This is a genomic window from Weissella oryzae SG25, assembly GCF_000691805.2.
Lineage (GTDB): Bacteria > Bacillota > Bacilli > Lactobacillales > Lactobacillaceae > Weissella > Weissella oryzae.
In genome coordinates this window covers 150,505-165,444 of record NZ_DF820485.1, presented here as the reverse complement: position 1 = coordinate 165,444, position 14,940 = coordinate 150,505, and the positions used below count along the sequence as shown (strand labels likewise).

Annotated in this window: 14 protein-coding genes; 2 read left to right on the top strand and 12 right to left on the bottom strand. The window is 37.8% G+C overall.

Features of this window, described 5'->3' with window-relative positions; all coding sequences use genetic code 11:
• Positions 1–410: 410 nt before the first annotated feature.
• From TT13_RS02275 to TT13_RS02265, 4 genes are all read right to left on the bottom strand, one after another.
• Positions 411–593 carry a hypothetical protein gene (locus TT13_RS02275; RefSeq protein ID WP_027698480.1) on the bottom strand — a complete coding sequence of 61 codons (183 nt, stop codon included), beginning with the start codon at positions 591–593 and terminating at the stop codon, positions 411–413.
• A 215-nt stretch (positions 594–808) separates the two neighbouring features.
• Positions 809–967 (bottom strand): hypothetical protein, encoded by a 159-nt coding sequence (locus TT13_RS11225; RefSeq protein ID WP_190279603.1) that lies wholly within the window; start codon positions 965–967, stop codon positions 809–811.
• 180 nt (positions 968–1,147) lie between these two features.
• The gene (locus TT13_RS02270) at positions 1,148–2,335 is read right to left on the bottom strand and encodes a thiolase family protein (protein WP_027698479.1); all 1,188 of its coding nucleotides are present in this window, start codon (positions 2,333–2,335) and stop codon (positions 1,148–1,150) included.
• 48 nt (positions 2,336–2,383) lie between these two features.
• On the bottom strand, positions 2,384–3,571 hold the full coding sequence (locus TT13_RS02265; protein WP_027698478.1) for a multidrug effflux MFS transporter: 1,188 nt from the start codon (positions 3,569–3,571) through the stop codon (positions 2,384–2,386).
• Positions 3,572–3,769: 198 nt separating this feature from the next.
• On the opposite strand from TT13_RS02265, the gene TT13_RS02260 reads away from it, so the two are divergent.
• Positions 3,770–4,867 (top strand): YdcF family protein, encoded by a 1,098-nt coding sequence (locus tag TT13_RS02260; protein WP_045476417.1) that lies wholly within the window; start codon positions 3,770–3,772, stop codon positions 4,865–4,867.
• Between the two features lie 52 nt (positions 4,868–4,919).
• Here TT13_RS02260 and TT13_RS02255 read toward each other — a convergent pair whose 3' ends face one another.
• Entirely contained in the window at positions 4,920–5,741 is an 822-nt protein-coding gene (locus TT13_RS02255) for a LysR family transcriptional regulator (protein ID WP_027698476.1), read from the bottom strand.
• A gap of 99 nt (positions 5,742–5,840) precedes the next feature.
• Here TT13_RS02255 and TT13_RS02250 point away from each other — a divergent pair, with 99 nt between their 5' ends.
• Positions 5,841–6,851: a YeiH family protein gene (locus TT13_RS02250; RefSeq protein WP_027698475.1), complete on the top strand. Its 1,011-nt coding sequence runs from the start codon at positions 5,841–5,843 to the stop codon at positions 6,849–6,851.
• 104 nt (positions 6,852–6,955) lie between these two features.
• Here the strand turns inward: TT13_RS02250 and TT13_RS02245 are convergent, their stop codons facing one another.
• From TT13_RS02245 to TT13_RS02215, 7 genes are all read right to left on the bottom strand, one after another.
• Positions 6,956–8,218 (bottom strand): D-alanyl-D-alanine carboxypeptidase family protein, encoded by a 1,263-nt coding sequence (locus TT13_RS02245; protein ID WP_052348510.1) that lies wholly within the window; start codon positions 8,216–8,218, stop codon positions 6,956–6,958.
• Between the two features lie 218 nt (positions 8,219–8,436).
• A complete protein-coding gene (locus tag TT13_RS02240; protein WP_027698473.1) occupies positions 8,437–8,760 on the bottom strand; it encodes a DMT family transporter in 324 nt (107 codons plus the stop codon).
• Between the two features lie 3 nt (positions 8,761–8,763).
• Positions 8,764–9,096 (bottom strand): DMT family transporter, encoded by a 333-nt coding sequence (locus tag TT13_RS02235; protein ID WP_027698472.1) that lies wholly within the window; start codon positions 9,094–9,096, stop codon positions 8,764–8,766.
• A 91-nt stretch (positions 9,097–9,187) separates the two neighbouring features.
• A complete protein-coding gene (locus tag TT13_RS02230; RefSeq protein ID WP_027698471.1) occupies positions 9,188–9,877 on the bottom strand; it encodes a Crp/Fnr family transcriptional regulator in 690 nt (229 codons plus the stop codon).
• 95 nt (positions 9,878–9,972) lie between these two features.
• Complete coding sequence (locus tag TT13_RS02225; protein ID WP_027698470.1) at positions 9,973–11,694, bottom strand: ABC transporter permease/substrate binding protein; 1,722 nt, start codon at positions 11,692–11,694, stop codon at positions 9,973–9,975.
• A gap of 1 nt (position 11,695) precedes the next feature.
• Positions 11,696–12,889, bottom strand: a complete 1,194-nt coding sequence (locus TT13_RS02220) for a quaternary amine ABC transporter ATP-binding protein (RefSeq protein ID WP_027698469.1) — start codon at positions 12,887–12,889, stop codon at positions 11,696–11,698.
• A gap of 252 nt (positions 12,890–13,141) precedes the next feature.
• The gene (locus TT13_RS02215) at positions 13,142–14,917 is read right to left on the bottom strand and encodes an oleate hydratase (RefSeq protein ID WP_027698468.1); all 1,776 of its coding nucleotides are present in this window, start codon (positions 14,915–14,917) and stop codon (positions 13,142–13,144) included.
• Positions 14,918–14,940 lie beyond the last annotated feature (23 nt).

Here is a 14,940-nt window from a genome sequence, read left to right as displayed (position 1 = left end):
CAATCCAACTTTTTGATTTTAATTTTTCATCATCTATATGTTTGAGCTTGTATAATGTAATTTACCATTAAATTTATCAGGTTTTCTTTATAACTAAGTTATTTTAGAACTTACTCCCTAGAACGCTTATCAGGATTATAGTTATTAGCTTCTGCACATTCAAAAAACTTATTTAAGAAATTTAAAACCCTACTAGAGAGAAACGTACCAACCTAGTAGGGCTTATATTATTAACTTAAGGAAAAATAAGTATACATAACAACTTGATTCATAAAAATTATATTCTTCCATAGATAAGCGTTGTATGCCCAACCCACTTCAAAATTAGTAGACTAGGAAGGCAAATTTATAAAGAACAATCTGTCACTTAAGGAACTCAACAAAAACACTTATTTACTCAGCGTGTTAATTTAGCTACCAAAAGCGTGAAACCAAATAAACATGCTGGCAAAAATCACCGCACTAATTAAAGTAGCAATCACATAAACTTTAACAGGCCGATTTCTACGCATAACTGAAGCAAACCAAAAAATGCCAAATATTACGAAGCTAATCGCTGAAATAATTGCTATCATATCCCAAATAAGACTCATATCTTTCCCCAATCTCATTCATATTTTTGCTACAACAACCATAATAGCCAATTATGTCTTTACTAGCAAAGGTTTCGCTTCACCAAGCCAGCCAACTGTTTGAATGAAAAATTAACTATTAGTACCTTTTTCGCCATAATCCGCAAAAAAAGCACTGAACCATCAAAACTAAATCAGTGCTTCCAATTCGTTATGAACCAAAGTAAAAATGCTACTTAATCAATCACTAAATATCTTAGCGATATAGAATTACCGTTCTTTGCTGCTATCTGCTTGGTTTTAGCTGTGACCTTGTAACCTGCGCTCTCATACCAATCAGTCAAAATTTTTTCATTCTCTAAATTCTTAATTGGCCGTTCAATTCTTTCTGTCATAGTTCCCTCCCCATTAGTGAAGAATGTTACACACTCTAATTAGAATTGTCAACGCACATCAAAGATAATTAAGTTTAAATAGCTTAGCTATCAACTACAGTAGACAAGCATCTATTTACAAAAAAGAGTTAGAACTAAAATTCTAACCCACATTTCTTAATTATTAAATTAAAAATCCTCTTAAAGCTCTGCATTCTCAATGAGCGTTGCTACACCCATCCCTCCACCAACACATAGTGCAGCCAAACCAGTCTTAGCCTTATTTTCAATCAAATTATAAATTAATGTTACTAAGATTCGACTACCAGAAGCCCCAACTGGATGCCCCAAAGCAAGAGCCCCACCCTTAGGATTGATTTTTTTAGTATCAAGATTTAACAGTCGGTTACTAGCAATCGCTTGTGCCGCAAAAGCTTCATTTAACTCAAACATATCAATTGCCGAAAGCGATAGATTAGCTTTTGCTAAAATCTCTTTAATTGCATAATAAGGTCCTAGCCCCATATAGGCTGGTTCCAAGCCAACTGTGGCTGCATTTTTCCATTCAGCCAATGGAGACAAATTTAAAGCGTGCATTCTACTTTCACTTATCAAGACTAAGGCTGCCGCTCCATCATTGATTCCAGAAGCATTACCAGCTGTGACTGTCCCATTTTCTTTAAAAACCGGCTTTAAAGTACTTAACTTAGCAAAGGTACTATTAGGTCGTGGCCCCTCGTCAAGCGAAATCTGCTTAGTTTCACCCTTTTCATCAAATAAGGTGACTGGCACAAGTTCACTAGCAAATTTATCGTTCTGCTGTGCCAGAACAGCTTTGGCATGACTCTGCTCCGCAAAATAATCCATATCATCTCGGCTGACTGCATATTTTTCTGCAATGTTCTCAGCCGTTATTCCCATACTAAATTGCCCCTCAGCATCAATTAAAGCATCTGTTTGCAGTGTATCAATTAAATTTTCAGCTTGCTTAGTTTGTTCAGCATAATCCCTTTTCAAGACATAAGGAGCATTTGACATACTCTCCATGCCACCAGCAATAATCACATCAGCTTGTCCTGATTGAATCAAACTGGCTGCAATATTGATACTTGTTAATCCAGAACCGCATACATCATTAATCGTAATCGCCGGAACTTTAACCGGTAGACCCGATTTTAAAGTAGCTTGACGGGCTGGATTTTGTCCTTGACCAGCCTGGATTACATTCCCCATAATGACCTGATCAATTTCTGCTGGTTCAACGCCAGCTTGCTTGTAGGCCGCTTCAATGGCTAACGCACCAAGATCAGAAGCCTGTAAACTTGCTAAAGCCCCACCAAATTTTCCAATAGGTGTCCGCTTTGCCCCAACGATAAAAATTCTTTCCATTTTGATTTCTTAATCCTATCTTATTATTAATAAACACTATTATTGGATTTAAGCCCTTGCTTGCTTAGTTTTGGTAATATGCCGTACCACCAAAAGTAAAGCAATAATTTGGCTGAACAAAACAATTACGACAAGTGGAACTATCGTAGTTGAACCCATAATTCCAACCAAAGGCGATACTAATCCCCCAACTAAGAAACGACTAACGCCTAATGTCGCTGAACCAGCACCTTTGTCACCTACCAAGTTTTGTAATGCTAGTGAAGCACCGAGATTTAATAACGCACCGACTGCCGAGACAATCATAAACAAGGCTATAACCAATAAGCCTAAGCTCTTAATGCTGATTGTCAATGCCAATAAGCCACCCCCAATAAGGCCATATAAAATAAAGGCAACCAAGATAGTTGTTTCTTTAAAATAATTACTTAGTTGATTTGAAATTAAGGTTGTGGCAATCATCCCGACACCATTAAATGCGTAAACAATACTATAACTTGTTAGCGATAAATGATACATCCCTTGTAAAATAAAAGCTGATCCCGCAATATATGAAAACAAAGGAATGATGACCAAAGCTTGAATTACAACCAAGCGTGTAAATGTCCGATTAGCAAAAATCTGTCGATAACCTTTAATAAAAGAAGTTTTTTGCTCAGTCATTTCATCTTTAGCAAGCGTTTCAGGAAGATAGCACCAAACACTGTAAAAAAGCATGATACCAATTAGGGCTAAGCCCCAAAATGTTGCACGCCAAGACGTTGCTTGCATAATTAGAGCACCAAAGATTGGCGCAATGACTGGAAAAAGCCCATTAATTGCCTGATTAATGGTTATATTACTCCGTAACGCCTTACCAGTAAATAAATCAGTAATGATTGTTAATGATAGAACAATTCCTGCTGAACCGGCAATTCCTTGAATTAAACGCATTAACAAAAAGAAATAAATATTATCTGTAACAGCAATTAGCGCCGATGATAGGGTAAATACTACCATCCCTATCAATAATGGTTGGCGGCGTCCAATCCGATCTGCTAGTGGCCCAAGAAAAATTTGTCCTAAAGCGATTCCGATTAAAGACATTGTAACCGTCAACTGAGTTAGAGAAGTTGTAATGCCAAATTCTTTTTGAATCATTGGTAGGCCTGGCAAGAAAAAATCCATTGCTAAAGGACCGATTGCACTCAAAATTCCCAAAATAATTTTTTGATAAATATCTGTTTGCTTCTTCATTTGTTCCCCAATCTAGCGAGTATTTCATCATTTAATAACCTATCACAAAGTTGACTTTTGAGCGACAATTTTTAAGGCCTTATCTTAATTGCTTACCAATCTTTTTGTTATTCCACTGTATTTCAATTTTATCAGCCAATTTAACAAGCAGTGGAACTGCCCTTATGGTATATTTATTATGACTTTAAGGAGATTATTATGTATCAAAAAATACTACCCGAGTTAGCTAATAGTACGGCCCTTTTATCTATAACTAGTGGTTTGTTTATTGCCTTGTTATTGGCTATCTTTCTTTTAATACGTTCATACCGCTCTAATCATGTTCGGCTATTAAATGGCTACCTGTTTAGTATTGTACTTGCAATCTTTAGCCTAACTATTACTGGTCTCATCATGCTAAGTGGCAATGACATCTTATTTATGATTTGGCTAGCAATCGTCATTTTGATTGCCGTAACCCTTTTATTTATTTCTATTTTTCTTTGGCTTTTCTTGTTAATTAACGGAATTATAATGTGGCGTCGTGAGGCAAAAAACTTAGCCAACAGTCTAACTCTATTACTTGGTACTGGACTACTAGTCTACCCACTACTAATCGATCTTTTACGCAAAGTCCTGCCAAGTTGGTTAATAAGCTTGCTAAACACAGTTGAAAGCTTAAGCATGGCCTATCTATTATTTAATTTTGTAGCTTTCATTTTATCATTCTTACTATTAAAAATGATACGACCAAAGTACAACAAAGATTATATTATCGTTTTAGGTGCTGGGCTAATCAACGGAAACCAAGTTTCAAAACTCTTAGCTTCTAGAATTAACCGAGCACTTAACTTTGCCAAAAAGCAAATTGCTCTAACTGGCAAGGTTCCCTATATTGTCCTCTCAGGTGGTCAAGGTACAGACGAGCAACTTCCCGAGGGACAAGCTATGCGAGAATACGTCATTGAACAGGAAAGTTATAATCCAGCTTATTTACTCAGTGAAACAAAATCATTAAACACTTTAGAAAATATGCAATTTTCAAAAGAGTTGATTGAGGCAAAAGGACTCGACCTAAACAAAGGACTCTTTTCAACTAGTGACTATCACGTTTACCGAGCAACAGGCTATGCCCTCTTTGCCGGCTTGGATATTAGTGGTCTAGGCGCTAAAACGCGTAAATATTTCATTCCATCGGCGATTTTACGTGAATACATTGCAATTTTAATGCAACACAAACGTTTTCACGCCTTTGTTTTTGCTTTGATTCTAGTCGTTTCTGTTATTAGCACTTTCCTTGAGTTTTCCATAAAATAATAAGAACTAGTAAAAGCAGTAAAAAGATTCAATTCTTTTTACTGCTTTTACTTTAATTAAACTCACTAACTGCCCGAATTTGCTCAATTAACTTTTTAATTAATGAATCTTGTTCATCAGCATAAGCTAAACCATAAAACATTCGTTTAAAACCCTTCCCAATTTCTTGATAAGGAATTTCATTGCTCATAAATCGCTTTGATAAGATTGAGGCTCCTAAACCGGCCTTAACATGCGCTAAAATCATATCGTTATTGTCCATACGAATAAGATTTTTAGGAATAATTTGCTGCTCTTTAAGATATTTTTGTGTGTAGTGGCTAACCCCAGAACCAGTTTCGCGGATGAAAAAAATACCGCTCGTCTGATCACCCGCTAGTACTAATTCATCTCTAAATAGCGGAATGCTAATCAATTGATCACCCATAATCGGCTTCTCAATAATTCCAAAATGAATCTCATGATTACTAACTAAATCAAAAACCTTTTCTGAATTATTTAAAGTTATCTCAACATCTAACTTGGGTAAGTCAGCAATAAAAGTCTTAAAAATCAATGGCATAATACTAGTCGCCGCACTATGCGAAACCGCTATTTTAAAAGGTCTGCGGGCTTCATCTGACTGGCGAATTGTTTTTTGTAACTCATCCCAATCTGCCAAATATTCAACTGCCCGTCCATAAAATATCTCTGCTGCCTCAGTTGCCATTATCTCTTGGTTCTTTCCTCTGACAAAAAGAACCGTATTTAATTCTGTCTCAAGTTTTTTTATCCGAACCGTAATGGTCGGTTGTGAAACGAAGAGATGGTCAGCAGCTCGAGTAAAACTTTTAGTTTCATAAACGGCTAAAAAAGTTTCAAATAAAGTGAACATCACGCCTCCTATTAAATAAATTAATCAACCTTATAACTATAATTTATTTTACTAATTAATGGAATTCCTTTATATTATCATATAGAAAGAGGTGTCATGATGAAAATCACCAAAAAAATGCTTCTTGGGATTATATTAACCCTTGGAGTTGCAATTTTTTCCGACTATCTTAGTCAATATCTTCCCCACTTGGGAGCTGAAGCCATCGCCCTTCTACTAGGTATTTTGCTTGGTAATACTATTCTTAGGCAAAAGCTTTGGGAACCTGGTGTTAAGTGGGCCGAGAAATACCCAATTGAAATTGGTATCGCCCTTCTTGGTGTCGAGGTAACCTTAAGCACCATCGAATCACTAGGATGGCAGGGAATTGTTTTCATTCTCATTCAAATGACTGCAACAATTTTCTTTGTTATGTTTATTGGAGGCCGGCTCTTTAAGGTTAGTTCCCAATCTGCCATGCTGATGGGGGCTGGTAATGCTGTCTGTGGTTCAAGTGCTATTGCAGCTGTCGCGCCTGAGATTAATGCAACTGACAATCAACGTCGCACAGCAGTTGCCACTGTTTCACTATCTGGGGTTGTTTTACTATTTATCTTACCAATCTTAGGACCATCAATTTATCATGGTAATAACTTGCTCATTGGTGCCTTGATTGGTGGAACTGTTCAATCAGTTGGTCAAGTAATTGGTACTGCTTCATTGGTAAATCCAAGCGTAATTGCCTATGCAACTCTATTTAAGATGTTACGAGTGCTTTTGTTATCAGTTGTTGTATTAGCAATGTCAAACTCAGCACATAAACGGCAAGCAGCTGATGGTACTGCCGTTGGTGAAAAGAAAGCTATTAAGCTACATAAAATGGTACCTTGGTTTATTTATACCTTCTTAGGTTTACTCTTCTTAAGTACAATTTTCACTTTACCCATGCCTGTCATCCACTCTGCCAAAGCAGTTACTAGCTTCTTTGGGGTCGTTAATTTGGCTGGAATTGGCCTTAACCTTAAGTGGCAGACAATTCGTGCTTCAGGTGTTAAATTCTTGGGTTATGGTTTAGTAACCATTACTTTCCAAGTCTTAGCTGCTATTTTACTAATTCATTCAATTTATTAATTATAAAAAGCTTTGCAAGTTTTTATAAACTAGCAAAGCTTTTTTATGTGTTATTTTTTTAACTTGGTTGCACAGTCGGCTTGATACAGACTATGTAACCTTACTCACTTTGTAATTTTTCGATACCAAGTCACCAAAAAGTTTGTCTGATTAATTTTGCTCTTTGCTTGATATTTAAGTACTGGAAGTGATTGTAGATAATCATTTTGTGCCGAGTCAGCTAAAACTAAGCGTCTGTTAGCAATCTCTTGGTTTTTAGCAATTGGTGCTTTTGTTTGCTTGGTTACCATTGTGAGTTTGCTAATTAATTTAAGTGGTGCCGCCGTTTTTAATGAGTATACCGCAATTGGCTTTGTAACCAAGGCAACCTCGCCGGCCGCTACTTTAGCATTATCAATCTTAACTGCTGTATGCATAGTCAAATCAGTTACTTTTGTTTCATTAGCGACCGTATCTAACATTGCTAGCGTATCTGTAAAGTTCGCATCTTGGGGCGCATTTAGAGTTACTGTGATAACTTGTCGTCCGTTGACTCTTGCATAGCCAACAAAATTTACGCCATTATTCGCACTCGTACCAGTCTTTAATCCTTCAATTGCATAGTTAGTCCTACCTAATAGCTTATCAGTATTTTGAATCGGCCGATCTTCCCCTTGTAGATTTGGAAATTGTGCCTGCGATAATTTAGTGATTGCCAATATATTGGGATAATTATTAACTAACTTTTGAGCAATTAACGCAGTTTCTCTGGCTGATAAGGTGTTTTCCAACCCGTCAGCTGTCTGGGGCGCACTACGTAAGTTAGTTAAATCAGCCTCTCCACTCCTTAGTCCCGACGCTGAATATAATTGCACATGTCTTATTCCCCAGGCCGCCAAAAGTTCTGTTGCTTCCTTATAATATTGTTGTTGGCTTCCGGATACAAGTTGTGCTAAAGCCATTGCTGCAGCATTTGACGATGGTAAGAGCGCAGCTTCTTCCAATTGTAAAACAGTATATGATTGGGTTGTATTCATGGCCACATTTGCAACCGTATGATTTTGACTAAATTGAGCTAACCCATTTGAAATATGAACTTCTTGGCTACTTGAAAGCTTACCAGCTTGAATTTTTTGTTGAACCATATAAATTACTATTAATTTAGAAATTGATGCGATTGGCAGGCGCTCCTGGCTATTTTTACTAAGTATCACTTGACCAGTTTGCGCATCAACCACAATCCCTGCTGCTGATTGTATTTTTGGTTGTAAAAGTGCTGCCGATACACCGTTTGAACCAACTAAGGTAATTAAAAGAATTAGCCCGGTCAAGCTACTCTTGCCAATCAATCGTTTTAAATTAATTGATTTTCGTAATTTTTGAGTCATTCGCTTAAACCTTTTCAATAAACTAGATGTACTCTACTAGCATATAATAGCCCTTATTAAGCCTAATAACCACTACTTTAAGCTAAAATAAATATATCTATGATGGGCACAATCATTTTTACTAAGACACTGATAATTGTCAATTATTAACCAAGTCTAACCAAAATAAAAAGGCCAATGCCAAAATTTTGACACCAACCTAAACTTCATTATTTAACCTAGGCAGCACTAGTAGTCGCCTTTAAACCAACGGCACCGATAATAATCAAAATGATGAATAAAATTCGCCACTTATCCCGTGATTCATGATATAAAAACATGCCAGCAATCGTACCACCAGCAGCCCCAATACCGGTCCAAATTGCATAAGCAGTTCCCATTGGGATTGAACGAATCGCCAAGGTCAAAAGGCCAATACTTAAAGTTCCACCCAGGGCCATGCCCAAGGCTGCCCACCACTTTTTACGTCGCTGCCATTCATTAATCATAATGACACCAGAAACTTCCATCAGCCCCGCTAAAATCAAAATAATCCATGCCATAAGCTACTTTTTCTCCTCTGTGATAAACTTTAAACCAATAACTCCACTTAGCAAAATCAATAAGAAGCATATCTCTGGCAAATCTAGCTGGTCCCCAAAAGCTAACCAACCGGTAATCACAGTTGCCGCCGTTCCCAAGCCAACAAAGACAGCGTAGACTGTACCAACTGGCAGCTTCTCACTTGCAAGCATAAATAGCAAGAATGACAAGCCTAAAGCCAGCAAAGTCAACCCCCAAGTTACCAAGCTATTCGCGTGTTTAATCCCCACAACCCAACCATCTTCAAAAATAATCGCCAAAAGAATTTTAAACCATGGATTTTTAATAATTGACATTATGCTTCCCCAAAATCTTTCTTTAGTCTCGAATGATAATAATTAATTTTACTATATTTAAATTAAAAATTGGCTACTAAAATTATAGGACTTAGTTATATGCAATCAAGTCGTAATAAGCAGCCATCCCCGACCTATTTTTTAAACTAATCTGCTTCCCGTGACGATTGAGCCAACCCATATCAGCAAAATACTTTAACTTTCTAGATAGGGTTTCCGGCTGAGTGCCTAAATAAGCAGCTAAATCTTGTAATTTCATCGTCAAAACAAACTCAGTTAGTCCTTGATCCAAAAGATACTGCGCTACTCTTTTTTCAATATTCGTAAGCGATAAATAGCTGATATGTTGCTGGGCCTTTTGCATTTTTTGTGCATATAACTCCAACATCCTTAAAGCTAGACTAGGTGTTTTTTCTAAAAGTGCTTTAAAATCTGCTTGTCGGATATAACAAATTCGGCACGGCTTCAAAGCTTCAATATAAAAATCATCAGCCGTTGCACTTGATTTTAAAATACTATCCTCACCTGCATAATCACCAGTACGCATCTGCCGAATGAATTGTAATTCGCCAGTATTAGTAATACTAAACATCTTAGCTGTACCAGCTTCGAGAATCTTTAAGTTTGCTTCTTGCTCTGGCTGCATAATTAAATTGCCCTTAAGATATTCCCGCTGCTGGACAATTGTTGTGATTAACGTTAGCTCTTCAACATTTAAGCCAGCAAAAAGCGGTACCTTTTTCAAACAATTATGATAACCGGATACCGGATGATTTAACATTTTGCTGCCTCCAAAAGTTTAAATAATCTATCAACATTTTACTACTTTATATTTAATTAAAAAAAGGCCCAGTAATCTACTGAGTCTTTATCTACTTACTTGAACCAATCATCAACTTGGGTCTTGTGTGCTTTAATCCACTTTTTAGCAGCTGCTTCTGGTGTTTGACCATTTTGAATATCTAACATAACTGATTCCATATCATCTTTTGACCAGTGGAATTTCTTCAAAATATCATACACTTTAGGCTTATCTTGCTTTAAGCCCTTACGAGCAATTGTATTAAGGGTTTCTTCTTTACCAAAAATCCCTTTAGGATCTTTCAAATACTTTAAATCATATTTTTGGAACATCCAATGTGGCGACCACCCCGTTATTACAATGTCTTGATGATTCTTATACGCTTTTGCCAAGGCAATCGTCATGGCACCAGTTGAAGCTGGTGTAATTTGCCAACCTTGTTGCGACAAACCATAGGCATCCAAAGCTTTTTGAGCCGATTTCATGATACCTGCACCTGGTTCAATCCCAGTAATTGTCTTGTCAGCTTGACTATTAAGGTCCTCAATTGAATTAATTGATGAATAAGCCGGCACCACTAATCCAGTTTTAGCGCCCTTTAGATTAGGACCTAACAGATCCAAATCCTTTTTATATTGGTCATATTGAGCCTTGTGAGTTATAGGTAACCAAGCAGAGACGGTTGCATCTGCTTGCTTTGTTGCAACTGATTGCCACATTACAGAGTTATCAAGTGGCGTCATCTTAACATCATAACCATGTTCTCGCATTGCTTCTGCCAAAACATTGGTTGAAGCAACTTCTGAATCCCATTGCACATAGACTAAATTCACAGTTTTATTGCTTTTTTCACCAGCAACAAAGGCTCCACTAATTGCACTACCAACTAAGACAATAATTGTCGCAAGGCCAACCCATTTTTTCCAAGGTTGTTTCTTTTGATCAACCTTCTCTTCAATTGGTCGATTTAATTTTTGTGTAAAGCGATCGATGATAATTGCCAAAATAACCAAGGCTAATCCATTGACGAAGCCCTTACCAATATCAGCATTTTGTACGGCGGAAAGCACCCCACGACCAAGCCCTGGAGCACCAATCATCGATGCAATCACAACCATTGATAGTGCTAACATAATCGTTTGGTTTACCCCGGCCAGGATTGTTCCCTTTGCTAGTGGTAATTCAAGCTTAAATAGTTTTTGCCATGCAGTTGAACCATATGAATCCGCTGCTTCAACCAAATCTTTTGGTACTTGGCGAATCCCTAAATTAGCAAATCGGACAGTTGGTGGCAATGCAAAAATAATTGATGCAAAAACACCGGGTACGACACCAATTCCGAAGAAGGCAACTGCCGGAATCAAGTAAACAAAACCAGGCATTGTTTGCATAAAGTCCAAAATTGGCTGAACAATTTTAGCCACTGTATCTTTCTTAGCCATCCAGATTCCTAATGGTATACCAATGACAATCGAAATTAAACTGGCAGTTAAGACCAGTGTAATTGTACTCATCAAATCAGCCCATAGACCTTGATTAACAATCAATAGTAGACCTAAGAAGGCGAACAGTGGGAAGCCCCACTTTTTCCCATAAAGTAAGGCCGCTAAGATTGTAATTACTAAAATAAATATCCAGAATGGAATCGCAGTTAAGGCCGCAGTAATTCCATCCATAAAACTTGTACCACCGCTCTGAATGGCACTAAAGAAGCCGGCTAAATGGTTTGTCAACCAATTTACGATTGTTTCAACCCATTGCGCCAATGGTATTTTCATACTCCCCAGTAATATCATATTATTCCCCCTCGTTGATGTTCATCTCTGTTTCAGCTAGGGCTTCAAGCACACGACCACGAATAATAACACCCAGCAAACGACCATCCTCTACTACGGCCAATGGTGCAGGTGAATCATAGATTAATGGCATTACATCTGAAACCAAAGTATCTTTTGGAATCGTTGTCATCTCTGTAATTGATTCAACCAAAGGCTTCTTCTCACGGCGTGCAGCGTACAAAGCTTCACTACTTACATAACCTTTAAACTTTCGGTTACGATCAACGGCAACTAGCCCTGAAACTTCCTCATCGTGCATTTTCTTCAAAGCAACCGTTGGTCCATCAACATCAATATTGGTTGTTAGCGGTGGAATCATAATATTTTCAGCCGTCAAAACTTTTGAACGGTCAACATCTTCAATAAATGCCCGCACATAATCATTTGCTGGATGCGTTAGAATTTGTTCGCCAGTTCCAACCTGAATCACTTGCCCATCCTTTAAGATGGCAATTCGATCACCAATTCGCAAAGCTTCATTTAAATCATGTGAGATAAAAATGATGGTCTTTTTAAAATTTGCCTGTAAATCAAGCAGTTCATCTTGCATTTCTCGCCGAATCAGCGGGTCCAAGGCCGAAAAGGCTTCATCCATCAATAAAATCTCCGGATCATTTGCTAATGCTCGCGCTAAACCAACCCGCTGTTGCATTCCACCTGACAGTTGCGTTGGATATTGATCTTTAAAGCTTAACAAATTAGCATTTTCTAGTGCTTTTTCAGCTCGAGCCTGCCGTTCTGCTTTTGGCACGCCTTGAACTTCCAGACCATACTCAGTATTTTCCAAAATTGTTCGTTGTGGGAAAAGACCAAAGCTCTGAAAGACCATACTCATCTTCTTGCGTCTTACTTCTAATAGCTGGTCCTTTTTAAGTTTTGAAACATCTTGACCATCAATATAAATTTCACCCGCCGTTGGCTCAATTAGACGATTCAACAGCCGAATCAGCGTTGATTTACCGGAACCTGATAAGCCCATAATCACAAAAATTTCACCAGCTTCAATTTCCAAATTGGCGTCGTACACGCCGACAGTGGCCCCAGTTCGTTTTAAGATTTCTTCTTTGGCTACGCCCTCTTCAACCAATTTCAAGGCTGGTTTTACTTTCTTACCAAAAATCTTAGTTAAATGTTGAATACTTACTTTCTCCATAAAATATGCCCCCAACTTATTTCGTAAATCTTTTATATCTGTTATTAAACAAATATATTTATTCGTTCCCTACTTTTTCTGTAAGTTGTTCTAAATATTGTAAACACTTTGTATGATATTTTGTCAAAGAAAACCAAGTATACCAATTTAACAAAAAAAGTGTTCAGCCCCTTAACTGGCTGAACACAATTTTATTTACGTCTCATAATAAAGCTATACCAATTTTTTGGTGTTTTAAATCTCGTTTCACTTTTATAACAAATTTGCTCCACGAGCAATTTCTTCTAGATAGGTTCCGCGGTACTTCTTCAATACATGTTCAATGGCCTGCTTTTCAATAAATGGCAAGTCCATTTCAGCAATCTGTTTCTTATCTGACAAATAATACATAGCCTTAGCTAACTCACGTACATCATAAGCTGAATCAAAGACCTCTGGCACGCCTCGATCAACCTTCAACAGAGTGTACACTGCTTCCATCGCTGTACGAACTGAGTACTCTGTTGTAAAGACTGTATCAGGCTGTGCCGACTCAGCAAAATTACCAATAAAGGCCAAATTTTGTACACCATCAGGTACAACTGCAGGCCGATCACCTGGTTGTCGTAACATAAAGTAAGAGGTAATAAATGGCATGTAAACCGGCACGGCATTAACCGCATTTTCAGCAAATGTATGAATCTCTGCCTCTGGCATTCCCAAGTGATACATTAGCTCTTCGACAATTTCCTCACCACTAGCCTGTTCAATTGGCTTTTTAATATAGTTTCCTGGCTTATTTGACAATAGACCATAAACCCACATAACTGTCTCGCCACTCTTTTGCTCCTTAAAGTGTGGTTGACGATGAATTGCGAAACTCATTAACCAATTAGAATCCTTAATTGTAACAATTCCACCAGTCACAACCTTACCAGTACGTAAATCACGTTGCGTAAGTCGCTTTATGTAAGGATCAATTTGATCATCCTTGAAAGTAACAGTTGCAGAAACAAACCAACTCTCAGCTGGCAAATTCTTATAAAAGACACTAGGATGCCCAAACTTAGGCGATTGGGCAGCCAAATTCTCCCACAAACGCCAGCTACCACCTGCTTCATGCGTAATTGGTGCTGGTGTATGTTGATCACCTTGCGTTGAGCTTTCAGTAATCGATCCATTCGTGACAAAAACCAAATCATCGCCGGTTAAATTAATTTGTTTGCTCTGTCCATTCTCCGTTAAGATTAGTTGCTTAGCAGTTAGCTGCGCATTATTTTCTTCAACTAGGACATTATTAACCTCAGTTGAATAGTGGAAATTAACACCTGCGTCCTTTAGATAAGCCAAAACTGGCTTTACCAGCGACTCATATTGATTATATTTAGTAAACTTAAGTGCTGTAAAATCAGGTAATCCTTCAATATGGTGAATAAAGCGGTGAATATACCGGCGCATTTCGATTGCAGAATGCCATTTTTCAAAGGCAAACATTGTGCTCCAATATAACCAGAAGTTTGAAGCAAAAAATTCATCTGAAAATACATCTTCAATTTTTTCACCAATTAGCTGATCTTCAGAACGCATAAACAAATCCATGAGTTCCTTTTGGGCCTGCCGACTTAACGTAAATTTACCGTCATCAGGTACTCTTTCACCCCGCTTGGCAATCATACGGCAGTTTGATGAATTTGGATCTTCACTATTTAGGCGATAAAACTCATCCAATACACTGGCATCAGGTACTTCTAGTGACGGAATACTCCGGTACAAATCCCACAAGGTTTCGAAATGGTTTTCCATTTCACGACCACCACGGGTTACCAGACCGACATTTGAAATGAAATGCCCATCCAAAGAACCACCTGCTTCATCAAGTTCTTCGTAAATATGAATATTTTTTGCTGGCATGTAACCATCACGAATCAAAAAGACTGCAGCAGCCAAACCAGCTAGACCACTCCCAACAATATGAGCTGTTTTTTTCTCAACACCAGCGTTCTTTGCTGGTCGAACAAAGGCCTCATAATTTCCATTTGTGTAACGCATCTCAACTCCCCTTTCAACTTCAA